We start from the raw sequence: 24,391 nt of genomic DNA on the forward strand, positions 1-24,391 counted from the left end.
GAAGCGACGATGGATCTTCGCACCCTCTTGAGTCCTGTCACCCGCCGCTCATGTGTTGCGATTTTCGCAACACGTCATTATGGTGCGGATATGACCGAGACTGTGAACGACCGTGTGCGCAAGGTTATGGACGCAGCCTCCCTCTCCCAAGCGGCGTTCGCCGAACGGGTGGGCCTCTCCCGGGACAAGCTGTCCAAGTCGCTGAGCGGCGTACGCCGTTTCAGCTCCCTCGATCTCGCCCGTATCGCGGAAGCCTTCGACACGACCGTGGACTGGCTGCTCAGCGGACGCGAGCCGGTGCGCCCCCGCTCCGCAGCCCGCCCCGCCGGGGCCGTGGCCGAAGGGACCAGATGGGCCGAGATCGAGGAGATCGCCTGCCGTTTCCAGAACGCCTACGACGTTCTGAACCTGCTCGGCCGTCCGCGCCCGATGCCGCACCTCCCCGAACTTCGCACCGAGCTCGAACGGTATGTCGACCAGGGGGAGCAGCTCGCCGCCGATCTCACGGAACACCTGGAACAGCTGGGGGCGGGTTCCCCGGCGGGTATGGACCTTGCGGACCTCATTCGGCTCCTCGGCGACCACTGCGGCATCGACGTGGCCCTCGTCGAATTCCCTTCCCAAGCCGCCCTGTCGGGCGCCACATGGCAGTCGGACGCCTTCCGCATCGTCCTGCTCGCGACCACCCAGGAGTGGACTCGCGCGCGTTTCACCCTGGCCCACGAGGTCGGACACCTCCTCGCCCACGACGCCCAGGACCTGCGCGCCGACACGGCACCGGAACCCGGTAAGCAGAAGGACTACACAGAGGTGCGGGCCAACGTCTTCGCCGCCCACTTCCTGCTGCCGGAGGCAGAAGTGCGAGCTGCCTGGGAACGCACCGTTACCGACCCGCGCAACCCCACCGACGCCGAACTCAGCGAACTCGTCGTCGCCTTCAAGGTCTCGCCGAGCGCGCTGGCCGCGCGCCTTCACCGGCTCGGACTTCTCGACACCGCCCGCCGCGACCGTTTCCGCGGCTTCACCACGGAGATCTGCCACGTACTGGCGGGCCGGCTCGACGACCACTACCGGCACCGCGCCGAATCCGCGGCGCCCCGCCCGCCGCTCGTCCCGATGGAACTGCTGCACGCCGCCTACGAGGCCGGCGAGACGACGCTGCGCCCGCTGGCCGCCTACCTGAACCGCACGGTCGACGACCTGAGAGCCATACTGGAACCCGCACCGCCGCCCCGCCCTCTGCCGGAGGACGAGAAGGGCGACCCGGTATTCCAGCCGTGACAAGCCCTCAACCCCTCCTCGGTCGGGTCAGCCTCTTCCCCGACAACACGGTCCTCTGCAACTTCGGCACCGTGAACCGTCTCGATCTGCTCCGCAAGGTGCTGGACGGCTGCGGCCGATGGACCGAAGCGGTGGCGGAGGAAGCCCGCCGCTCAGCCGCCCACGTGAGGGAACTCGTCCAACTCCCGCTTGACGGCTGGCTGGGCGAGCCGATCGAGCTGTCCACCGACGCGGAAATCGCCCTCGCGGACCGGCTTCGCCGGGCGGTCTTCGGCGGTTCCGCGAGCGAACCCCTGCGCCACCTGGGCGAAGCCGAAACTCTCGCCCTCATCCAAACACGACGGGAGTTCGCCGGGGCGGTCTGGATCACGGACGACCGCGACGCCGGTGAGTACGCCACCACGCACGGCATTCCCGTCAAGAACACCGTCACCCTCATGCGCGAAGCCGCCGTGTCCGGGCTGATCCCCTGCACCGAAGCGCACGGGCTCCTGCGCGCCATGGTCGCCGGCGGCCGCCACATCCGGGGCGTACCGGAGCGCGCGGAGCGGCTGCTCGACTGAGCCCGGAGAGGGCCATGGGGGGGCAGGGGATCAGGGCCCTCGGGACGTGCTGTGCAGGACCGAACGGGCCCGCACCACATCGGATTCGGCGGCGTCACCGCTTGGACGGCAGTCGGCGTTGGGCGCGGGTAGCGATGTGCGGCGAATGACGTCCGAGTGCTGCGATCCGGGAGGACGAGAGTCCACCGTGCTCGTCGGGCGTCAGCCGTAGGCTGTCATGGGAAACTAGGGGAGACGATGATTGACTACCGCAAGGCAACGACCGTTCCGGTGTGGACGCTGGCGACAGGTGACGTCCAGGTGCCGTCGGTGGCCGGGGACGGGCCGATGACGGCTGAGCGTCTGACCGAACTGCGCGGCGTGCTGGCCGCGTTGGCCGACCGGCCGATCGCCACACTCGAGTTGCATCCGCTACCGGACAAGCTCGACCGCAGCCGGGGCATCTCGCTCGACGCCGCGAGTCCGCTGGCGCAGCACCTGTCGCAGCTGGTCACACAGTCGGCGCGCGGTTCCGCGGCGGCCAAGGCGACGGCTTCTGGCGAGGGGCTGTACGTCATGGTGGTTCCGGCGAAGGTCGCCAAGCAGGTCGGTCAGGGCATCCTCCGCCCGATGAGGTCGAAGGCGGTGGCCGGCGGTATCCGTGGCCCCATCGTGGATCCGGCGACGGGCAAGATCGCCGCCCAAGCCACGTTCGTGCCTGCCGGAGGAGCGGCAGCGGCTGGTACGGCCGGCGGGGCCGGTGCGACCGCCGGTGCCGCGGCCGCCGGGGGCACGCTGCTCACCGTGGCCGCACCGCTCGTGCTCATGGCCGTGGCGGTCGGGGTGAGCGCGCACGCCGACGCCAAGCGGCAGGAGGCCATCGAGCACATCACGGAACTGCTGGAGCAGCTTCAGGCGGACAAGCTCGACGACGAGCACAGCGCGCTCAACGGCTGCCATCCCGCCATCGACAAGGCCACGGCCATCCTGCTGGACCAGGGCAAGCTCGGTGTCTCGCTGGGACTCGACTCGGCGGTGCACGCCATCGACACCGCGCTGAGCAAGGCCGACATCCGCCTGGCCCGGTGGACGAGCACGCTCGACAAACTTCCCGACGGTGAGCCCGTCGACATCGGCACGCTGACCGAGTCGTTCCCCGGTGTGGACGAACAGGGTGGCACGTTCCGCACCCACCTCGAACTGGCCGCCCTGGCCATCGCGTTGAAGCGGCGTGTCAATGTCCTCCAGGCGGTCGAGCTGGCCCAGAGCGAGCCCGACAACCTGTTCGAGAACTTCACCCGTGCGCTGAGGGATGACGAGCAGCGCCTCGACGAGCTGGAGAAGGGCCTTGCCGGTGTCCTGCTGCGCCTGTCGGCGTTGGAGCTGGCGCGCCCGAAGAGTGTGCGTCCCGTCCTGACGAACGGTGAGGTCGACCGGCTGATGCGTACGGCGTACCAGATCCGTGGGCTGGGCGACGGCGTCGCGGTGGGCGGCCGCCCGACGGATGTGGCGATCGAGATCGCCCGCGACAAGGACGGCTCGGTGGTCGTGTTCCCCGCGCTGCCCGCGGAGGCGTAGGCCTGCTGAGACGAGTGTGCGGCTCCGGCGCGGATGCGGCGAGTGGCTGGGGATGCGTGCCTGCTGCGACGGGCACGCCCACGCCAGGCGCCGCCTTGTCGCTCCTGCAGATTGCACCACGCACCGCTGCCGGCGGTGCCGTCCCGGATCTCGGGCAGGGACGACGCTTCTCGGGGGCGAAACTTCACCGTTCTGATGATTAATCAGGAGCGGCTTGCATAAGGTCACGCCATGGTGGGGCTGAGAACACTGAGGGGATACCTTCTCGAAGAGGTCCTTGCCTGGCTGCTGAGGTCCAGTGGGTACCGTCTGCTGACAGAGCAGGACGACCAGGCCAGGCCGCCGTGGAAGGTGTTGGAGAAACGCACACACGGACTGGTGGTGCGGGGCCGCGGGGCCTGGCACCAAGCGGACAGTCTGGGCGAGTTCCCCTACGTGCCCCCGTTCTCGCTCCCGATACGTCTGTTCACCGAGGCGAAGTTCACCAGCTCAAAGGTCGGTCTCCCTGTCGTGCGCAACGGTCATGGTGTCGTGCACGATCTGAATCAGAATGTCGTCACCACATGGAGCAACGGCTCGGGCCCTCACCGCCCGAGGGCGCGCTATCACTACAGTTACGCGATCTTCTCGACTTCAGGGTTCACGCGGGATGCGCAGGAGTTCGCGCTCGCCCATCAGATCTCTCTCATCGACCTGTCTTTGCCCGACTTCCAGTCCATGCGCAACTTGGTGGGGGCGGCTGCCAAGTCGGTCTACGACGCCGCGATGCCGATGCCGCCGAGTCAGCGGCCCACCGTTTACGAGATGCGCAACTACTTGCGCCGGCATCTGCTGGACCTGTGGGAAGAACCCGTAGCCCGTTCTCCCTCCGTGACCGGTCCGCTCGACGCGCTGGCGGCGGGTCTGCGCCGGTCGTCACTGGGACTCGTTCTGGCCTTTCCCGCCGCTCCTTTCGTCCTCGGGCTTGGCTCTAACGATCTCCGAGCCTTTCTCAGGCACGCGCGCGAACAGCCCACCCACGCCGTCCGCGTGCGCAGGAACCATCGGACGGTGGGGCATCCCCTGTGGTCCATCGAACCACGCGAAGGCGTCGGCTACAGGCTGACCTTCAGCCTGCCGGAGCAGGTGGAGGCATGGATTCTTGACCAGGAGGAGGGAATCCGGTCCCGTACTCATTGGATGGCGCGGAACCTGCTCTCCGCCATCACCCTGTATTGGGTTGACGAGGACCACACCCATACCTTCCGGCTTCGCTACAGCCCGGACGAGTTCCGCGAGGCCAGCGGGAGGCCGAGACCTCCGGTCAGCGACTTCGACGAGACATCCAATCTCTTCTGATCCAGAGGTGTGACCGTCTCGGCGAGGGCATCACCCCGTGCAGCCGATGCCGGATGGGGAAGAAGGCGTGGCTGCTCCATGCGTGCCCGCAGCCAGCGTTCGGCAAGGGAAGCGCTGCCCGGCGAGGGGCTTCCGAGCGCGAAGTCCGCGCCGCGGCCTACGCCCAGCGCGGGTGATTGGCGCAAGATGGTCCGGTGTCAAATCTTCGCAGCGACCCCCGTACCTCCGCCGCTGTTCGGGGCAGCGGCTGGGTGAGCAACTCACCGCAGGCTGAACAGTTATTAGCGCGTCTGGCGCCCGGTGAACGGGTCGAGCTGCTGTTCGCCACCGTCCGGTTCCAAGGCGCGCTGACCGGTCGGCGTCTCCTCCTGTGGAAGGGCACCTTCAAGGTGGAACACACGGAACTGCGCCGCCCCCTCACCGTCCTGGAGAGCGGGAGTCAGTCCCGGTTTGTCGAGGCGGTCGTGCTCGACGGGCCCGAAGGCGCGATAGAGCTCAAGCCCCTTTCCACGGCTGCGGCCCGCGCCTTGGCCGACGCCGGCCGGTTAGCCGAGGGCAACACCCCACCTGCTCCTCCACATGTCACGCAGGACAACGGGGGTGCCGAGGGGAGGCCTGAAGCGCACCGCTCGGCGGTCGGTCAGACATCAGCAGCATGGCGAGCGGAGGGAAGCGCCGGCTCACAGGAGACGGTGTACCGCGCGAGAGCCATCCGTACGTGGCAGGACGCAGAGCTCGCCGCCGTCGACCACATGCGCGGTCTCGGTTTCACCGACGCGCAGGTGACGGCCGCCGGCGCGGACGGGGGCATCGACGTGATCGCCCGAGACGCCGTCGCGCAGGTGAAGCACTACAGCCAGCCGATCGGTGTCGGCCCCGTTCGAGAACTGCGGGGAGTGGCGGACGCGCACCAGCATCTGCTGTTCTACGCGTCCGGCGGCTACACGGCCGCCGCCCGGCAGTTCGCCGAAGACAGAGGGATCGCGCTTTTCTCCCTCCAGGAAATCGGTCACATCACCGCGCTGAACGAGGCAGCGGCTCGCCTGTCCGCTCGTCCGGCCCCGGCCCCGGCCTCCGGATGGAGCCGGACGGTGTCCAGCGAGAGCCGGGCGGCTGCGTGGGGCGGGCAGACGTCGAACCTGCGGGCGAGTCAGCGTGCCGCCGAGCTGGAAGCTCAGCGGCAGACCGTGCGTCGCCTGATCACTCGCGTCCGTGCGCATACGAGTGAGGTCCACGCCCTGCCGTCCAATCGCTACACCAAGGACCACATCAAGGCGCTGAAAGCGGCACACAAGCTGACGGAGCAGGCGGAATCCCTCCTGGTCAGGTCGCGGGCGGAGTTCCAGACCCATGGCGGACGTAAGCGATTCATCGCCATGGCCGACGAGAAGGCTCATGAAGCCGCCCTCAAGCTGGGGATACGTGCCTGACGGAACAGGCGCTCACCGCACGGGGTACGGCAGCCGCCCTCCCGCCGATGTGATCATGAAGTGGTGTCGAGCAGCTCGGCCCGGACGGTCTTGCCGCTGGGTGGGTAGGGGGCGCAGTCCCAGTGGTCGGCGAGGGCGGTGACGAGGGTCAGGCCGCGTCCGCTGGTGGGGAGTGGGTCGGGTGCGGTGTCCGTGGGGCGGGGGAGCGGGTGGAGGTCCCCGCGGGCGTCACTGACCTCGACGCGGAGCCGGCCGGCGGGTGGGTCGAAGGTGAGCGTGAGCCGGAAGCAGCGGCCGGGCAGGCGGCCGTGGAATACGGCGTTGGCGGCGAGCTCCGCGACGATGAGTTCGGCACGCTCCGTGAGGTCCTGTGGGGCGCTCCAGGAGCGCAGCTCCGTCGTAGCGAGTAGCCGCGCCAGCCGGGCGCCCCGCCGCGTGGACGACAGCAGCTGCGAGAACGTCCGGACCTGGGCCTTCAGTTGGAGGGAGGGGTGATTCATGGAGCCAGCGTGGCCGTCCGGTCCGGGGGTGGGCGAGCCCCGAGCCTCGTACGCGGAGTCAGCGTACGGGCACATGGAGTGGACAGTACGCTCGCCGCTCCGTCACGCTGAGTCGTGAGTGCGGGCGGCGCAATGGGCTGCCGTGCGGTAGGAGAGGGGCGGCGGATGGGCATCGTCGATGGGGACGCGGCCGGAGGCATCGACACGCGGGCGGCCGAGGCGGGGGACTGGGAGCGCGAGCCCTCACCGTCCGACAGTCTGCGCACGTTCGGTGCGGTCGTCCAGGCCCTGCGCGAGCACGCGGGGCTCAGCAGGGTCGACCTCGGCGCCCAGGTCGCGTACTCCAAACACACCGTGGAGTCGGTGGAGTTGGGGCGGCGGATGCCGGACGAGGCGTTCGTGGAGCGCGCGGAGGAAGCGCTCGGCAACACGGGTGCGTTACGGAAGGCGGCGCGGCATCTCACGCGGGGCGAGGCCGGGCTCGCGGCGTGGTTCCGGCGGTGGGCACGGCTGGAGCGGGAGGCGGTGAGCCTGTGCACGTACGAGTGCCGACTGGTGCCGGGGTTGCTGCAGTCGGAGGCGTACGCGCGGGCGGTGTTCGAGGGCACGATCCCGCTGCGGACGGACGAGGAGCTGGAGGTGCAGCTCACCGCCCGGATGGAGCGGCAGGCGATGATGCGGGAGCGGCCGACCGTGCCGTTCAGCTTCATCGTCGAGGAGCACGTCTTCTGGCGGCGGTTCGGGGACGCGGAGGCGATGCGCGAGTTGCTGAACCACGTTCTCGAGCTGACCGCGCCGCGCAACGTGACGCTTCAGGTGGTTCCGCTGGACGCCGGGCTGCACGCATGCCTGGACGGGCCGGTGCAGGTTCTGGAAACTCGGGAGGGGCGGCGGCTGGGGTACTCCGAGGGGCAGAAGAACGGGCGGCTGATCTCCGACCCGAAAGAGGTGAGTGTCGTCTGCCAACGCTATGAAACACTGCGCTCGCAGGCCCTGAGTCCCACAGAATCCCGGGACCTGCTGGAGCGACTTCGAGGAGAGCGATGAACAGCGGTACGACGGAACTCGCCTGGTTCAAGTCCAGCTACAGCGGCAGTGAGGGTGACAGCTGCATAGAGGTCGCGATCGCCGAACAGGGCGTCCACGTCCGGGACTCCAAGGACGTGACACTCCCGGCCTTCGTGGTCGCACGTGCCGAGTGGACATCGTTCATGCGGTTCGTGTCGGAGCACTGAGCAACCGGGGTGCCGCCTGTTTCCGGGAAGCCGGAGGGCGGGCGGCACAGCGGCGTGCGCACTCCGGCCCGAGCGCGTGCCCCGATGGACCGGCGGGCGCTCAGGTGAGGGTGTTGCGCAGATGCGGGCCGAGGTAGCCGACGTAGACCTTCCCGGACCGGGGGCCGTCCTCGTAGAAGTGGAGGCGCGGGGCGATGGTGTTGCCGCGGCCGATCTTCAGGTGAGCCTGCATGAACGTCCGGCCGCTCGGGTCGACCGACACCGGGACCGGGAGCGTGCGCTCGCCGCGCAGTTTCCCGTTCCTGGCGACGGTGTCGGACTCGCGCATGGCCACCTTGGCCGCCGGGAAGGGGAACGCGCTGGAGTCGTCGGACTTGCACCAGCTCAGGAAGTCTCCGCCGGCCGTGCCGTCGGCCGAGGCTTCGGCGAAGTGATTCAGCGTGAGCAGGCCGTCCCAGGCCACGCTCAGCCAGTTGTCCACCGACTGGCTGTCCAGAGCCTGGGTGATCTTGCGGTTGCCCGTGAAGGAGAGGTACGGCAGCTCGCCCAGCCGTTCCAGCAGGTCCTCGAAAGACGTCGGATAGTTGATGACCGGTGTGTCGGTCGGGGCGTAGGCAGCGGCGGACTCGCCCACGGCGCGCAGGCGTTCGCGCAGGTAGCTTATGAGGCGCTGTGACTCCTGGACCTTGTCGTACAGGTCCTCGTTCTCGCCTCGCAGCTCGTCGCTTCCCTGTTCGGTCTTCGCGAGTTCTGCGTACAGATCGTTGATCTCGTTGACCCGCATCACCTCCGCCTGCTCCGCCTCGTCCAGGAGCGCGGTGAGGGCGGAGTTGTCCGCACGGAGCTGGAGGACGTCCGTGCCGTCCGTGGTCGGCCGGGGGCGTGCTCGGTGACGCGGGACGCTGAGCAGGGCGGCGGGCAGCGTGTGGCGCGAGGATATCCGTTGCGGAAGCGCGGCCAGTATGGACGCGGCGCGGCGGACGTTGCCCTCAATCGTCCGGCGCGACATCACAGGATGCCGCTGCCCGTCGGGCTTCCAGGCCGGGTCGAGTCCGGGCACGTAGGTGCGGACGCCGCCGCCGAACACGGGGTGGTATTCCAGTGCTGTGTTGAACTTGGGCTCTGCCTCAGGGGCGAGGACGTACAGTACGGCCAGCCCGTGCAAATAGCGGAAGAGCGGCTTCACGACCGAGTGCGACCAGTCGTCGGGGTTTCTTCCGTACGGCACCGTGGCGATGACGACGGGCAACCGGCGTGTGGCGTCGCACAGTTCCTCGATCAGGTCGTCCACGTCGTCGGTCTCGATGAACGCAGGCTCCGCGGCGACGTCGGCCTGCCCGTCGCGTGCCTCCAACGAGTCCAGGAGGGACCGGACGATGTTCGGAGTGTTGGCTCGTTTGGGCAATTCGCCCTCGTGAGCCGGTTGGTGCTCGATGTCGACCTGTACCCAGGTGCGGCCCTTGTCCTCGGGCAGGCCGGAGCGTACGACGAGCGTCGACTGCCAGGTGCCCGAGGTGGCGGTGGGTGTCTCGCGCATGCGCCACCGGCTGTAAGCGCCGTTCCTTCCGGACTCGGAGTCCCGGTCGAGTATGGCGTGGGAGGCGACTTCGGTCCGTCCCTCGTCCATTCCGGAAGGGTCGTACCCCTTGTCACGGAGCCATTCGATCAGCCGGCGCTCCGCGACGGCACATGTGTCGACGTAGTTGCGCTCGGTCGAGACGACCATGCGGTAGCCGCGTGGCTCCATGAGCTCTCCTCGCTGCGGGAAGTGGGGCCGGCCCTGTGGTTCTTGGCGGGCCCAGTCTTATGAGGCCGGAAACGTCGCTGACAGGTCCGTAGTCGGGGCACGGAAGCGTTGGAGTGCCGCTTCGCGCTTCTGCGCCCCCCCGGTGGCGCGGAGTCAGGTCGGCGGGCGAGCCGCCCGGGGCAAGTGCTCTCTGTCGGTTGCCTTACGCCTCGCCGGTCGGCGTGTAACCGAGGGCTGCGCGGTTGATGTAGCGGTCGCCGAGGTCGCGAACGGGCGCGGGCTTCGGCTTCTGGGATGCGGCTTTCGCGGTGGACTTCTTCGCCGTGGACTTCGAGGCCTGCTTCTTCCCGGCCGCACGGGCGGCGGGAGTCGGCTTCTTGCCGCTTCTGGCGGCCGGTGTATTGCGCGCCGCGAACTTCCTGCGGAGCTGCGACAACTGCTCGCGCTCCTGGACGGCCAGGTTGGCGGGAAGAGCGTTGACGAGGGCCCGTGCCCGGCTGAGTGCGTAACGCGCCTGGTGCCAGCGCTTGTTGTTGATCGCCATGCGCGCCACCCCGATGGTCTGCTGCAGGGCTTTGATCTTCGCGGGCTGCCGCCGGGGTATCGGGGACTCGGCCCCGCTGCTTCGCCGCTGCCGGGCGGCACGTGTGCCCCAGTCGGCGCCCGAGGTAAGGACGACGGCCGAGCGGGGGTTGCTGGTCTGGCTTCGACGTACCACGTGCGTTGGTTCCTTGTACGAGGGGGCGGGCACCCCTGGGCGGCCTTCGCCTGGTCGGCCACCCAGGGATCGGGAGATCAGCCGTGTCGGGGGCCCTGGCCGGGGGGCGGGGTGAGGGTGGAGCGGTAGGAGCCGGACTCGCCCTCGATGAGCGGGTTCTCGAGGGTCAGGCCGGCGGCGGCCATGCGGTCGTACTCGGCGAGGATCAGGTTCTTGGTGCGGTACTCGCCGTGCGCCTTGATGTCGTTGTCGCGCGTGACGTTGAAGGTGTCGAGGATGTAGGCGGTGTCGTCGCGGGTGATGCCGTAGAGGTGGAAGAAGAGGGCATCCAGCTCGGCGCGGATGACGGCACGGCGGTCGGGCTCCCAGCGGAAGGGGGTGCCGGTGTCGCCGAGATCGCGGGCGAACGCCCTCATGTCGGCGGAGCTGTAGGTCAGCTCGAGAAACCGCGGGACGACGAAGGGCGCGTGGGGGGCGAGCTGGGTGGGCGCGGGGACCGGCATCTGCTGGACGTAGCCAAAGGTGAGGTGCGTGCCGCCGATCTTCTGGCGGACGGCGTAGTCACAGGCCATGGATGACCAGACGGCTGCGAGGAGTGGACCTTGGCGTGGCTGAGCCGGGAGTGCCAAGAAGAACGAGTTCCCGAAACCGTGGGTAGGCACAACCGAGGCGATCATTGTGCGTTCGTTGCTCTTGTTGGTGATGTCTCGCCACCCCAACAGCCAACTCCTATCCCACTGCTTGGCTGCCAGCCGGCTGCGCACCCCGAGATGCCTGATCTCCTCACCGCCCTTGTCGAACTCGCCCGTAGGGATGTCATTCTCTGGCACCCAGTAGCGTGGCATCGGAGCCGCGGATGAATCCTGGTGCTGCTCCACCGTGAAGCGAGGGAGTGTGCCCTTGTTTAGCTGCTTCTCGGTCGCGTGCTCATACGTCGAGAAGCGATGGTCGTAATGGTGGATCATCTTGGCCTCGTATAGCGGCAGTAGGTGCTCCTCGTCGCGTACGAGGACGTTGCCTTCGAGGCCCCAACCGTTCTTGATGAGGTCGTCGAAGGTCTCGCCGCTCTGCGCAGCCGGACGGAACAGGTGCGAGTCGTTCGACATGTGGAACATGCTCATGAAAGAGATGCCCCAGGGATTGCCGCCCGCCTCCTTCGTCTCGTCGATCAGGACGGGCACGCGGCGGTACACGCCCAGAGTGATGTCTGCGTCCCGCCTACTCCCGAACACGGGGCAGGTCCCGGTGTTCGGGTTCATGGCCAGGATGTCCTCGGCTGACAGGAGGTAACTCCGATCGACGATCTGCTCAGGCTGTCGCACCTTGAATACCATCCGGATCGGTTCCTGGAGGCTGCCCGAACCGCGCAGCATGAACAGGCAGAACCGCAGCTGGTTGTGGACCTCGGGGAAAACCTTGTCCTCGTTCTCGAAGTCGTATAGCGCTGCGAGCTGACCCTTTGTGACGATGTCCTTGATGAAGAACTGGGTCGTCGCATCCGTCGCGATGCCCGTGGGAACGATCACACCGGTCCGGCCGCGTGGCCCCGTAAGAGCTCGATCCGTCTCCGCGAAGGCTGCGTATGTATTGATGTCACCGCGCCCAGTCAGGGGATAGCGGTTGCTGACACGCAAGAAGTGGCTCTCGCCCTCCGCGCGGCGCTTGGCGGCCTCGAACTCGGCGTATAGGGGGGCGCGGTCCTGATCCTCACGGAGGGCGCTGATGAGATGCTTGCGGGCCGCCGCGTTCTTCGCCTCGGCGATCTTGGCGTCCCGCTGGGCGAAGAACTCCTGCTCTGTGAGCTTGACCCGCTCCCACGGCGGGTTCCCCACCACCGCGTCGAACCCCCCGGCCCACCCTGTCCCCGGCTGGACGCCCGCGCCCGACTTCGGGACCGCGAACACCTCCGGGAACTCCAGGTGCCAGTGGAAGAAGCGGTACTGGTCCCGCAGCTCCCGGATCGTGGCGTGCGTGGTGTCCGGAACCACAGAACGGTCCCGGCCCCGCAGCGCGCGGAACACCTGGTCGGTCGGGGCCTCCGGGGCGCCGGCGTGCTTGGGCCAGACGAACGCGGCGCACCACGCGTCGGCTGCGTGCAGGTCGTCGGCGTAGGAGGATGACTCCCTGTGCGCACGGTAGGCGGACTCCTGCTCGCGAACCTGCTCCAGTAGGTCGGAGGGGGCGGTGGTGATGCGCGCGAGTTCGGCGGCGTACCGCTCATTGCCGGGCAGCGTGTCCGTGTCGAACCGAAGCTCGTCCTGGCCGCCGCGCTGAACCTTGTTCCGCTTGACGAGTCCGGCCGCGTGCTTCCGGTCGTCGCCCTCGATCGGCTTGAAGGCGTCGTCCGGGACGCCGTCCGCCAGCAGCTTCGGCGTCGCGCCGATCAGACCGTTGCCCCGCTTGACGTGGGCGTCCAGGAAGCCGAGCGCCTTGCCCGGTTCCATGGCCTCCAGCCACAGCGACACCTTGGCCAGCTCCACGGCCATGGGGTTGAGGTCCACGCCGTAGATGCAGCGCGCGACGACCTCGTGCAGCGCATGACGCACCGCGTCGACCGTCGGCTCCGGGTTGCGCTCGCGCACCGATGCCACACGCTTCGCGATGCGGCGGGCCGAGGCGACCAGGAAGTGTCCGGAGCCGCACGCCGGGTCGCAGACCGTCAGGGAGAGCAGTTCCTTGACGATGTCGTCGGCCGGGTCGGGACGGCCGGCCGCCGTGGCCCGCTGCTCGCCGCGTTTGACGGCGTCGTCTATGACCGGGTCGAGCGTCGTGTCGAGCAGGCACTCGATGAGGGAGGACGGGGTGTAGTAACTACCTGTCGTCTTACGGCTGTTGCCCGCCACCTCGATCAGCTCGAAGGAGCGGTCCGTCGCCGAGTGCTTGGGTTCCAGCTCCAGCAGGGACTCGTAGACCGAGCCCAGCTCCTCGGCGTCCAGGTGGCGGTAGTCGACGGAGCGCCAGCGCCGCGCACCCGGGTCGCGGACCTGGGCGAGATGGCGCACCGCGGCGAGCAGCGCCTCGTTGGACAGCTTCAGGCCGTCGAGCGGCGCGTCGGCCTCCGTGCGGGAGAACAGGCCGCCGAGGCCGGGCAGCCCCAGTTCGTGGCGGCCACCCTCCGCCCCCAGCGCGTCGAGGACGATCCGCAGCGCCTCGTACTGGTCGCCGTGCGCCGTGCCCTGCCGTCGGCGGGCCCGCTCGCGCAGCCGCGCCGACGAGAAGTACCGCTCGTACGCCGCCCGCTGCCGCTCGCCGGCCTCCGGGTCGAGCAGGGCCTCTCGGTCCTCGGCGACGAAGACGAACAGCAGGCGGTAGACGAGCCGCAGCAGGGCGTCCCGGAGTGCCTTGGGGTCGATGTCCTCCCGCAGCCGGGCGTTGTCCGGATGCCGCAGGAATCCGGTGCCGAGCACGGTCAGGGCGTTCTGCACGCCCAGCCGCAGCTGGTCCAGGGCACGGGCCCCTGAAGTGACCGCCTCCGCACGCCACTTCTCCAGCCAGCACCCCGAAGGCGCCGTCCCCTCCGCCACCGCGAAGCGCGACGCGTGCAGCACGCAGTACAGCAGCACGAACTCGCTGAACAGCTCGCCGTCGAACATGGCCTCGAGGTCGAACTCGACGTAGGCCGCCGTCGCGAAGGACGACGAGTCGCGCAGCAGGCGCAGCCGGCGGCCGTTGGTGAGGACGGCCCACAGGTGGGCCTCGGTGCGGTTGAGGCAGTCCTGGAGCATGGACTGCGGCGGGACCTGACCTGCCGCCGGGCGCTTGTCGAGCTCCTGGTTCCAGCGGATCTGGTGGACGAGGGCCGGGCCGTGGCGGTGGGAGACCGCGAAGTGCTTGTCCGGGTCGGAGTCGGCCGGGATACCTGGCGCGCCGACCTCTGTCAGCGCGCCGAAGTCCAGCTTGCGGAAGAGCTGGGCGAGCCAGTCGGTGCCGGCCCGGCCGGTCGGGTCGGCGGCGGGCGCGCCCGTGACCGGGTCCGAGGGCAGGGCGGTGCGCAGCTCGCGCCAGAGCGGCTTGAGGTACTCCCAGGCGCGCTCGGCCTCGTCGCGCACGGGCACCGACGCGGGCAGGCCGTAGTCGGCGGACTTGGTGCCCGGCAGGTTCCGTGCCTCGGCGACGCGCAGCAGCATGTCGGCGGGGAGGAGTCCACCGACCGTGGTGACGGCGGTGAAGGCCAGGGCGGTGCGGGTGGCGGCGGACATCAGGCTTCGGCTCCGGACACGGTAGAGGCGGACGCGGCGGGGGAGACGGCGGGCTGCTGCGGCAGGTACACGTACACGCCGAGGACGTCGGCCGGTTCCTGCGGAACGACCTTCAGGCCGCGGACGATCTCCTCGTTGGCCTTGCGCACCCGGCGGTGCGAGGCGTCGAGTTCGGCGGCCAGGCGGGTGCCGTATTCGGTGAGGTGGGCGGCCAGGTCCGGCAGGCCGTCCAGGGCGCCGGTGATGCGCTTGCTGACGGTCGTCTCGTCGGTGTTGGCGGTGGCGCGGGCCGCGAGGAGCGCGGCGGCCGCGTCGTCGTCCAGCCAGCGGGCACGCTGCGGCAGGCCCTCGTAAGCGAGCAGGCGGGCGTCTTCGGCGACCACCTGCCGTTCGCCGGTGCGGGACGGCAGCGTGAGGTGGAAGCGGTAGCGGACCAGCAGCAGCGTGGTGACCTTGGCGACGGCGTCCGTGGTGACCACGCCGCAGCGGCGGGCCGGACGCGGGCCGAGCGCCTTGGTGTCCAGCGCGGAGTCCAGGACGTACGAGGCGACGGCTCCGATCACCGGGTCGGTGCGGACCAGGGCGGCCTCGCCGCGCCCGATGGCCGGTGTCGTCCGGAACGGGATCTCGCGGTCCTCCTCGACGAGCCGGCTGCCGAGGGTGGCGGCGAGCGCGTCGCGCAGGCCGGCCGGGGTGCCGCCGACCTGGGCGGTGAAGTCGCCGGAGTAGTGTCGGGGGTCGCGGACCAGCGCGTCCAGGTCGCGCAGCGCCTCCAGCGTGAACTCGCGCACCTCCTCCGCACCGCCGAGCGCGGCCCGTACGGCGGCGACCTCGCGGGCCACCTCCTCCGGGTGGATGGCCCGCTGGGCGTACTTGGAGCGGGACGTCTTCTCCCGCTCGGCGGCCGAGGACCACTCGCGCTCGATGCGGTCGAAGGACTCCTGGTGGCCGTCCATCTCGAACAGGCTCTCCTGGCTGCCCTGCCGCCCGTGCAGCAGCAGCCACTCCACCACCGCGTCCGTGACGCCGGACGCGGTCTCGTCGGGGACGAGACGGAGATGCCGAGGTCCTTCATGATCTGGCGGTGCTTCTTGAACAGCACCTCCAGGACCTTGCCGTCGATGCCGTTGTCCTCGCCGTACATGGTGATGACGCGGACCTGGTCACGCTTCTGTCCGTAGCGGTCGACGCGGCCCTCGCGCTGGTCGTGGCGGGTCGGGTTCCACGCCAGGTCGTAGTGGACGACGGCGTCGAAGTGGTGCTGGAGGTTGACGCCCTCGGACAGGCAGTCGGTGGCGATCAGCACGCGACGCACGGCCGGGTCGTCGCCCGCCTCGGCGGCCTCGGCGGCGAGCTGCTCGATCCGCTCCAGGCGCTGCTGCGGGGAGAGGGTGCCGGTCACGGCGGCGATCTTCGTCTTCTTGCCGAGCTTGCCTTCGAGCTGCTCGGCGAGGTAGTCGGCGGTGGGGATGTAGCGGCAGAAGACGATCGGGTGGTAGCCCTCGGCGATCAGGCCCTTCAGGTGCCGGGTGAGCGCCTTCAGCTTCGCGTCCTCGGCAGGGCCGACCAACTGCGCCGCCCGCTCAGCGAGTTCGAGCAGCCGCGCGCCCGCGTCCTCCGACTCGGCGGCACCGGGCGCGACGTCCATGCCCTCCAGCCGGTCGTTGTCGGCGGAGTCGGCGGCCACCGGGGCGCCCAGCACGTCCGCCTCGTGCGCGGTGCGGGCGGCGGCGGACTCGGAGCGGGTCTTCAGGGTCTGGGCGGCGGCGGCCGGCGAGGAGACCATCGAGCGCAGCAGCGCGATCACCGACCACCAGGCGATACGGGCCTCCCGCCGGCCTTGCTCGCCGGCCGCAGCGACGCGGTCGCGGGCGTAGGCGATGGCGTCGTCGAGCAGCGCCCGGTAGGCGGGGGTGAGCTTGTAGGGCTCGTCCTTCGTCCAGCGGTCGGACGGGAAGGCGGTCCGCTCGGCCAGTGAGTCATCGGAGAGGCCGTCCTCCCTGGTGAGGTAGGTGCGGACGTCGGCGCGCTTACGGGCCACGAAGTGCTCGGCGAGCTTCGCCCGCCCCGCCGGCGTCTCCAGGTCCAGCGTCGCCAACTCCGGCCGCACCAGCCCGAGCAGGTTGCGGAACGCGGACTCCTTGCCGGAGTGCGGGGTCGCCGTCAGCAGCAGCAGATGCCGGTCGGCGTCGGCGGAGACCTTGCGCAGCAGCTCGTAGCGGAGCTGGTTCGAGGCGGAGGACGCACCGCCCTGCGCGGGGTCGTCGGCGGCGACGCAGGTGTGCGCCTCGTCGACGATCACCAGGTCGGGGCAGTTCCGTACGAAGTCCTCGCGGTGGCGGGTCGACTTGATGAAGTCCGTGGAGATGATCGTGAACGGGTGCTTGTCGAACAGGGACTGGCCCAGCTCGAGGTTTCGCTCCAGGCGCGACACCGTGGACGCGAGGACCAGTTCGGCGTCGATGCCGAACTTCTCCCGCAGCTCGCCCTGCCACTGCTCGGCCAGCGCCGGGGAGCACAGCACCGCAAGCCGAGTCGCCTCGCCCTGCGCGAGCAGCTCCTTGGCGATCAGACCCGCCTCGACCGTCTTGCCGATACCGACGTCGTCGGAGATCAGCAGCCGCACGGTGCGCTGCCGCAGCGCCATCAGCAGCGGCACCAGCTGGTAGGCACGAGGCTCGACGGCGATCGACGCCAGGGAGCGGAACGGGCCCGCACCGGACCGGAACCCGATGCGCAGCGCCGTGCGCAGCAGACCGGCGGCCCGCTGGTCGCCCACGTCGTCCGGGCTCGGCGCGGCGAACTCGGCGGAACGCACGTCCTCGAACGCCGGGAAGACGGCCGCGATGTCGTCCTCACTGCCGCCCAGCGGGCGCAGCACCAGCATGTCGGCGGCGCTCTCGGGCAGCACCACCCATTCCCGGCCACGGGCGGCGACCAGCGAGCCGGCTGTGTACGTGGGGCTCATGAGATGTATCGGTTCCTATGCGGTCGAGGAGGCGGGAGTCGAGAGGGGCGAGGCGGTCAGCGGTCGCGGAAGAAGCCCGCGTTGACGTCGACGATGGCGTCCCAGTCCGCGTCGGTGGGGAAGCGCACGACGTCCCAGCCGGCCTCCTCCAGGCGGTAGCCGGCGTCCGTGTCGCGGGTGGAGTCGGCCGGATGGCCGGGTACATCGACGAACACGGCGAGATTGGCGCCGTCCAGGCGGAAGACCAGGTCGGGGCAGGCCGCCGCCCCGTCGACGAAGACGCCTGCCTCGTCCGGCAGCCGGTAGCCCTTCGCCCGCAGCCAGCCGAGCAGGTCACCCTGCGCGACGAGGGCCGCGAGGTCCGCCTCCAACGGAGTCGGAGAGGACGCCGGGACGCCGGCGGAAGCTGCCGGAGCGGCTTGCGCACCGCCCGCCGGTGCGACGTCGGGCGAGGAGCCGCCGCCCTGCGCCGCCGGTGCGCCGCCGGCCGCCGGGGCGAGCCTGCGGAACCGTTCGCTGCGGGACTCGCCGCGGTCCTCCCGTTCGGTGCGAGCGCCGGCCAGTCGTAGCAGCAGCGGGCGGGCGGCGTGCCGGCTCAGGCGGCGGTGGTGCGTCTGGTTGGCGTAGGTGAGCAGGCAGACGTAGCAGCCGCGGGCGCACTTCTCGTCGTCCGTCGGCCCGCCCAGGTCCTCACCCGTCTCCGGGTCGAAGTGGCAGATCTCCAGAGCGGTCCGGGCAGCCTCGGCGAGGGCGTCCTTGTCGTGCTGGATCCGGCGCAGCACACCGGCGCCGCCCTCGGCGGCCTCCGTGAACAGCATGCGCCGTCGCGGGCCGTCGTCCGGGGGCAGAAGCTCCGCGGTCAGTTCGGAGTCCTCCAGCTCGAACGCCGCTTCGATGCCCCGCTCCAGGGCGTACAGGAACGACAGGGCCACCGGCTCGGGCTCCGGCTCGTCCAGGGTGAGTACGAGGATGTTGCGGCGGTCCTCCACATAGGGCAGGACCCGCCTCTTGCGGCGCTTCTCGTTGCCGTCCTCGTCGACCACCGCCATGCCGGTGCCCTCGATGGCGTCCGCGGCGGCCCGGTCGTTCAGCCAGCGGCCGTCGCCCAGATCCAGCCAGTAGCCGTCCGGCTCGCCCTCCTTGTCGCGAACGCGGCCGAGGTTGGTGATGCGGACCGTCGCCGAGTCGCCGTAGTCGAGATCGAGCACCGGCGCGCCGTCGGCGTCGGCTACATGCGAGGTGAGACGGCCCCTGCGGGCGCCGTGGTCCTGGAACGCGTACGAGATCTCCAGGCGGAAACCGGCCCGGCGGCGCTCCTCCTCGTCGGAGGAGATCCGCTCGCGCGGCGTGGTGTACACGGTGTGCAGGTGGAGCAGGCCGACGCGCTTGCCCCTCAGCTGCTCGCCGCACATCGCGCAGACGTCCGATCCGGCCTTGACGTCGTAGTGGTATCCGCAGCCGTCGCAGCGCCTGGCCTCCGCCGTGGCCAGGTCGCCCGAGGCGTCCGGCGGCAGCTGCACGCGGGTGACCTGGTAGCGGGCGCCCTCGTGGTAGATGAGCGCGCCAGGGCCGAACTCGCGGATCGCGAGGAACCGGGGACGCTGCAGATAGTCCCCGTCGGCGTTGCGGCGGTTGCCGGAGCGCGGGATGTACGCGGCCAGCGGCAGGCGCGGGAAGCTGTAGCCGGGCAGGAACCCCTCGGACGCCAGATAGCGGTACGGATTGAAGTCGCTCATCACCGACTTGCTGTCGGTGGAGCGGTTCAGCAGCAGGTTTGTCTGCGTCTCCGCCTCCCGGCGGCGGGTGCGGGCGCGGATCTGCTCACCCGGGGAGAGGGTGTGGTCGACGACGCGCTTGTTCTGCTCGTACTGGTCGATGACGGCCGCCCGGAACAGCTGGCGCCACCGGTCGAAGGACGCGTCGAACTCCTTGGGGGCCCGCTCGATCCGGTCCTCGATCCACTCGTCGTACCACCAGGTGGTCGACTCGAAGTCCGCGATCAGAGGCGCGAGGACGGTACGGGCCGCGGCGGCCGCGCGCCTGCGGGCGTCCTCGTCCCAGGACTTGGCGCTGATGTCGGCCAGGAGCGGCAGCGCCATCTGCGGATCGGGTCGGTCGCCGGCGTCGGGATCGTAGGCGACGTCGACGACGTCCGGGATCGAGGTGCCGAGCCTCATGTCGGTCTCGGCCAGCCAGATGCCCTGCAGATGGGAGCGGACCAGGTCCTCGTTGGCCAGGTCCAGACGCGGCGGGGCCACCTGCCCCGACACCATGTCCTGGGAGCGGCGGAAGTAGTACTGGTCGTGGCTGTTGCCCGTCGCGCAGTACGTGGTCACCAGCGCGGGCTGGCCGCTTCGGCCCGCCCGCCCGGAGCGCTGCGCGTAGTTGGCCGGCGTCGGCGGCACGTTGCGCATCATCACCGCGTTGAGCGAGGAGATGTCCACGCCCAGCTCCATCGTCGGCGAGCAGTACAGCAGGGGCAGTTCGGCGTCACGGAACTGCCGTTCACGCTCCAGCCGGTCCTCCGGGGTGACCTGCGCGGTGTGCTCCCGCGCATAGAGACCGGCGAGCTCGGCCGCCGCCGTCCGGTACAGGTCGCGGAAGAACGGGTTGACACGCGGGCCCTCGCCGCTGCTGTAGGTGCGCGCCAGCGGATCGACCGCGCCCCGCTCGCCGTCCCCGGCGCGCCAGACCAGGGCCGCGGCCGACACCCGGAAGCCGGTGCGCTTCTGAGCCGCGCGGCGGCGGAAGGCCGGGCCGGACTGCTCGGGCGTCGCCTCCACCTCGCGCACGAGTTCCGCTTCCCGCAGCACCTTCAGCAGGTCCTCGATGACGCACTGGACGTCGTCCAGGGGAAGGTCGCGCAGCTCGGGCATGTTCCGCCGCAGGTACTTGCCGAACTTGCCGCGAGCCGACAGGAACAGCGCGGAGCGCTCCATACCCGGGCGTGAGCCGTACGGATAGGCGGTGCCGACGGCCGGCCGGTCGCTCTCGCCCAGCACCCACGGGCCGCTCAGCCGCTCCTCGCTCGCCCTCAGCAGGGTGTCGAAGTCGTCGCGGAAATACTGCACGTCCACGGCCAGGGCACGGCGCATGTAGTCGAGCAGCGTCCGTGCGGTCTCCTCGCGCAGCGCGGGGTCGGCGTCGCGCAGCACGGCGTGCGCGGACTGCCAGCGCTCGGTGCGGGCGGCGACCCAGTCCAGGTCCTCGTAGTCGATCCGCAGCAGGCCCGTCTGCTCCAGGTTGGGCATGGTGATGCGCCAGCCGCGCTCCAGGTCGCGGTAGAGGCGGTAGCCGACGACGTCGCGGAAAGCCTTCGTCGCCCGGCGCTCCATGGACGGAGGCAGGTCCGTGCCGGCCGCGTACTCGCGCGGCGCGAGGCCCATCACCTCGGTGACGGCCTCGGCGAGGTCGTCGTGGCGCAGCCCCTCCTCGCCCGCCTGCACCGCGGCCTGGTAGAGGGCGCCGCGCAACTGGGTCACCTGGGCGAAGTCGTTGAAGTGCCCGGCCTGCAGCGAGGCGTCCTGCCGGTTGTCGACGAACGTGAGGAGCTTGCGCGCCTCCTTGCCCAGGCTCTCCTCTGGCACCGCCCGCAGGGACTTGACGATCGACGCGGAGATCAGCGAGGTGGCGGAGGAGCGCCCCTCCTGGTCCAGGGTGGCCAGTTTGGCGAAGTCCCGGCCGCGGGTCTGTTCGTAGGAGACCTGGCAGTGCACGCAGAACAGGAACGGCGCCGGGACGAACGCCGCCACCAGGCCCTCGCCGGACTCGTTTCCGTGGGCATCGACGACGACCCGCTTGGGCACCCGGGGCCGGTAGGACTTCTTGACGACCATCACGCCCTGCGCGTCCGGCTCGAGCCACGACTCCGGCAGCCGCCGGTCGTCGACGGCCTTCTGCGGGTCGGCCGGCCACTCGTAGTCCTGACCGGGCATGCCCAGGTACAGATAGCCCTCGCCCTCGCGGCCCCCGGAGGCGAAGGTGTCCCGGCGCGGCTCGTACCGGAACGCGCCGTGCTCCTCAGTGCGCCAGACGGTCAGGTACTCCTGGCCGCATTCGCGGCAGAACGCCAGTGGGAACAGCGGCTTGCCGTCACTGTCCGGCTGCTCCAGCTGGTACGTGCGGGTCAGTGGCCGGGTGAGCGGATCTTCCAGCGTCGTGTACACGGTGTCGCCCTTGGAGAGGAACTGGTGCAGCCGGAACGCGAACAGCGGCCGCTCCGTCAGCGGATGCTTGGCCTGCGCACCCGCCTCCAGGGTCGTCCGGATCGCCTCGCGCACGCTCTCCTCGGCCACCCCGGACTCGGCGGCCAGTTCGGCCGCGGCCGTCTCGACCGTCGTCGGCGCACAACGGCGCAGCCGTCCGGTGCCCTCCTCGTGCTCCAGACCGAACCGGGACTCCACCCAGCGGGCCAGCGGGTCCTTCGTCAGCGCCTCGTACGCGCGGGGCGCCGCCGGCACCCGCAGCCGCTCGGCGGGCACGGTCTCGGGGGCCTCCTCGGTCGCCCGGACCAGGGTCTCGCCGATGACCCGCTTCGGCAGCACCGTCGTACCGAACAGTCGGCCCGCGACCTTGGCCACCTCGCGCCTCTGGTTGTCCCAGGAACCCTCGGTGGACATGGTCGCGGAGGTGCCGATGCACTGCAGGGAGGCGGAGGCCCGGCAGGCCTCACGGACCCGGCGGATCAGAAACGCCACGTCCGCGCCCTGCCGGCCCCGGTAGGTGTGCAGCTCGTCGAAGACGAGGAACTGCAGTCCCTCGGCCATGCGGATCAGGCTGGTCCGGTCGTCGGGCCGGGTCAACATCAGTTCCAGCATCACGTAGTTGGTCAGCAGGATGTCCGGAGGGTTCTTGCGCAGCTCGGCGCGCTCCTCGCTGGACTCCTGGCCGGTGTAGCGGGCGAAGGTGACCGGCTCGCGCCCCTTCCCGAAACCGTGGCGCAGGTACTTCTCCAACTCCCCGAGCTGCGAGTTGGCGAGGGCGTTCATCGGGTAGACGACGATCGCGCGCACCCGGCCCCCCGCGCCCGGACCCGCCGCCTGACGCTCCTTCAGCACGCGGTCCACGATCGGGACGATGTACGCCAGGGACTTGCCGGAACCGGTGCCCGTGGTGAGTACATAGGAGTCGCCCGCCTGCGCGGCCTCGACGGCCTGCCGCTGGTGGAGGTGGAAGGTCAGTGGCCGGCCGTCCGGGCGCGGCGAGGTCTCCTTCTTGCCCGCCTGGAAAATCTCCGCGCACTTCGGGTGCAGGACGCCGTCCCGCACGAGGTCGGTGACCTGGCCGCCGTCGGCGAAGAACGGGTTCAGCGACAGCCACGGGTCGGGCCACTGCGACTTCGCCGCGAGGTCGTCCTCGACGAACCCGGTGATCCGGGCGTCCCGGATCACCGTCGCACTCCTGGTGAAGCTCTCGTACTCGCCGATCAGGTCGGCGTGGATGCCGAAGACGTCCATCGCCTCGGGCACGCGCGGCTGCCTGCGCGGCACGGGAACCGGCGCGGCGGAGGCAGGCTCGGGGAGCAGGGCGCGCAGTCGTGCCACCGGGTCCATCACCTGCCAGTGCGGAGCCAGCAGGGCTGCCGTGTCGTCCGGCGCGAGCGCGAGGGGGGCAAGCGCCTCGCGGACCAGGGCGGCGTTCTCCGGGCGCAGTTCGGCGTCCTTCTCCAGAAGACGGTCCACCAGCCGGACCAGCCCGGCGGGCAGATCCGGGCGCACCAGCGTCAGCTGCGGCGGCTGCTCGCGCAGATGCTGCTCGGAGAGCTCGAAGGCAGTCCTGGCGGAGAACGGCGGCCGCCCGATCAGCAGCTCGTACAGGATGCAGCCGAGCGCGTAGAGGTCGGCCGGCGCGGAGACCCGCTCGGCCGCGGAACTGCTCGGGCGCCATGTAGCGGGCCGTGCCGACGCTGACGCCCGTGCTGGTCAGCCGTGTCTGGTCGGGATCGTCGACGATCGAGCCCATGCCGAAGTCGAGGACCTTGACCGTGCCGTCGCGGGTCAGCATCACGTTGGCCGGCTTCAGGTCGCGGTGAACGACCCCGGCGGTGTGCGCGGCGGCGAGGCCGGCGGCGATCTGCGCCCCGATCGCGGCGGCCCAGGAGACCGGGAGCTGGGGCTCCTCGTCGATGAGGTCCGCGAGCGGATGACCGTCCAGCAGCTCCATGGCCAGGTAAGGCAGACCGCTGCCACCCGGCGCCTCGTCGACGCCGCCGTCGATCAGCAGGGTGAGGTTTGGGTGTCCTTGGGAGAGCATGCGCATGATCCGCACTTCGCGGCGGAAACGGTCGGTCTCCTTGCCGGACCCCGAGGTGTCGACCGCGACTCCGGTCCGGCCGCGCAGCACGGTCTTGACCGCCACGGCGCGGTGCGGGGAGTCGGGAGCGGCCTGGAGGTCCTCGGCCCGGTGCACCTCGCCCATGTTCCCGCGCCCGACGATTCCCGTGATCCGGAACCGTCCGTCCACCGTCTCCAGGCCCACTTGCCCTCCCCGTTTCGCCCGTCACGTGCAAGATGGGTAAATCCCCCAGGCAGCGTACACCTTGGTCGCTCAGTCAGAGTGACAACTTATTGTTTACAGTGTCAACGCATATGCGGCCGCCGTCTCGACGACAAGGCGTTGAGACGGCCCGCTGTGATGCCGTCATCGGTGAGTAGGTCCGTCACGCTGCCCCCGCTCGGCGGGCAGGGGGCCCAGGCGGAGAGGTGGGCGTGGAGTTCGCTCTGTTCCACGCCGGCGGGCAGGACGCGGCCGGTGGAGGACGCGTACGCGGAGCAGCGGGTTCGGACGGCGATCGAAACCGCCTGGATGCGGAAGCTGTGCGGGCGACGTGGACGACCTCGTCGCCGTCGAGCATGG

The 24,391-nt window shown here is 70.1% G+C and carries 12 protein-coding genes and 2 pseudogenes; 7 read left to right on the forward strand and 7 right to left on the reverse strand.

Annotated elements, in window-relative coordinates; translation table 11 throughout:
* The first annotated feature begins 90 nt into the window (after nucleotides 1-90).
* The 5 genes from AB0K36_RS06605 to AB0K36_RS06625 all read left to right on the forward strand — a co-directional run bounded on the left by AB0K36_RS06605 (nucleotide 91) and on the right by AB0K36_RS06625 (nucleotide 6,169).
* Nucleotides 91-1,281 (forward strand): ImmA/IrrE family metallo-endopeptidase, encoded by a 1,191-nt coding sequence (locus tag AB0K36_RS06605; protein ID WP_364589165.1) that lies wholly within the window; start codon nucleotides 91-93, stop codon nucleotides 1,279-1,281.
* Nucleotides 1,278-1,844, forward strand: a complete 567-nt coding sequence (locus tag AB0K36_RS06610) for a PIN domain-containing protein (protein ID WP_494517653.1) — start codon at nucleotides 1,278-1,280, stop codon at nucleotides 1,842-1,844. Before AB0K36_RS06605 ends, AB0K36_RS06610 begins: the two co-directional genes overlap by 4 nt.
* Before the next feature lie 237 nt (nucleotides 1,845-2,081).
* Nucleotides 2,082-3,401, forward strand: a complete 1,320-nt coding sequence (locus AB0K36_RS06615; protein WP_364589171.1) for a hypothetical protein — start codon at nucleotides 2,082-2,084, stop codon at nucleotides 3,399-3,401.
* 231 nt (nucleotides 3,402-3,632) lie between these two features.
* Nucleotides 3,633-4,739, forward strand: a complete 1,107-nt coding sequence (locus AB0K36_RS06620) for a hypothetical protein (protein WP_364589174.1) — start codon at nucleotides 3,633-3,635, stop codon at nucleotides 4,737-4,739.
* 251 nt (nucleotides 4,740-4,990) lie between these two features.
* Complete coding sequence (locus tag AB0K36_RS06625) at nucleotides 4,991-6,169, forward strand: restriction endonuclease (RefSeq protein WP_364589177.1); 1,179 nt, start codon at nucleotides 4,991-4,993, stop codon at nucleotides 6,167-6,169.
* Between the two features lie 53 nt (nucleotides 6,170-6,222).
* Here the strand turns inward: AB0K36_RS06625 and AB0K36_RS06630 are convergent, their stop codons facing one another.
* A complete protein-coding gene (locus AB0K36_RS06630) occupies nucleotides 6,223-6,669 on the reverse strand; it encodes an ATP-binding protein (protein ID WP_364589180.1) in 447 nt (148 codons plus the stop codon).
* Between the two features lie 165 nt (nucleotides 6,670-6,834).
* Here AB0K36_RS06630 and AB0K36_RS06635 point away from each other — a divergent pair, with 165 nt between their 5' ends.
* The gene (locus AB0K36_RS06635; protein WP_364589183.1) at nucleotides 6,835-7,716 is read left to right on the forward strand and encodes a helix-turn-helix domain-containing protein; all 882 of its coding nucleotides are present in this window, start codon (nucleotides 6,835-6,837) and stop codon (nucleotides 7,714-7,716) included.
* Complete coding sequence (locus AB0K36_RS06640; RefSeq protein WP_364589186.1) at nucleotides 7,713-7,904, forward strand: DUF397 domain-containing protein; 192 nt, start codon at nucleotides 7,713-7,715, stop codon at nucleotides 7,902-7,904. Before AB0K36_RS06635 ends, AB0K36_RS06640 begins: the two co-directional genes overlap by 4 nt.
* A gap of 100 nt (nucleotides 7,905-8,004) precedes the next feature.
* On the opposite strand, the gene AB0K36_RS06645 is transcribed toward AB0K36_RS06640, so the two are convergent.
* From AB0K36_RS06645 to AB0K36_RS06670, 6 genes and pseudogenes are all read right to left on the reverse strand, one after another.
* Entirely contained in the window at nucleotides 8,005-9,651 is a 1,647-nt protein-coding gene (locus tag AB0K36_RS06645; RefSeq protein WP_364589189.1) for a hypothetical protein, read from the reverse strand.
* Between the two features lie 202 nt (nucleotides 9,652-9,853).
* A complete protein-coding gene (locus tag AB0K36_RS06650; RefSeq protein ID WP_364589192.1) occupies nucleotides 9,854-10,369 on the reverse strand; it encodes a hypothetical protein in 516 nt (171 codons plus the stop codon).
* Nucleotides 10,370-10,446: 77 nt separating this feature from the next.
* A complete protein-coding gene (locus AB0K36_RS06655) occupies nucleotides 10,447-14,568 on the reverse strand; it encodes an Eco57I restriction-modification methylase domain-containing protein (RefSeq protein WP_364589195.1) in 4,122 nt (1,373 codons plus the stop codon).
* Nucleotides 14,568-17,536, reverse strand: a pseudogene (locus AB0K36_RS06660) (DEAD/DEAH box helicase). The gene AB0K36_RS06655 and the pseudogene AB0K36_RS06660 overlap by 1 nt, the downstream one beginning before the upstream one ends.
* A 56-nt stretch (nucleotides 17,537-17,592) precedes the next feature.
* Nucleotides 17,593-23,253: a DEAD/DEAH box helicase gene (locus AB0K36_RS06665; RefSeq protein WP_364589198.1), complete on the reverse strand. Its 5,661-nt coding sequence runs from the start codon at nucleotides 23,251-23,253 to the stop codon at nucleotides 17,593-17,595.
* Nucleotides 23,254-23,461: 208 nt separating this feature from the next.
* Nucleotides 23,462-23,953 (reverse strand): annotated as a pseudogene (locus AB0K36_RS06670) (protein kinase domain-containing protein); the annotation flags it as partial.
* Between the last annotated feature and the right edge of the window lie 438 nt (nucleotides 23,954-24,391).

It is taken from the genome of Streptomyces kurssanovii (assembly GCF_040677245.1).
GTDB classification, from domain to species: Bacteria; Actinomycetota; Actinomycetes; order Streptomycetales; family Streptomycetaceae; genus Streptomyces; species Streptomyces kurssanovii.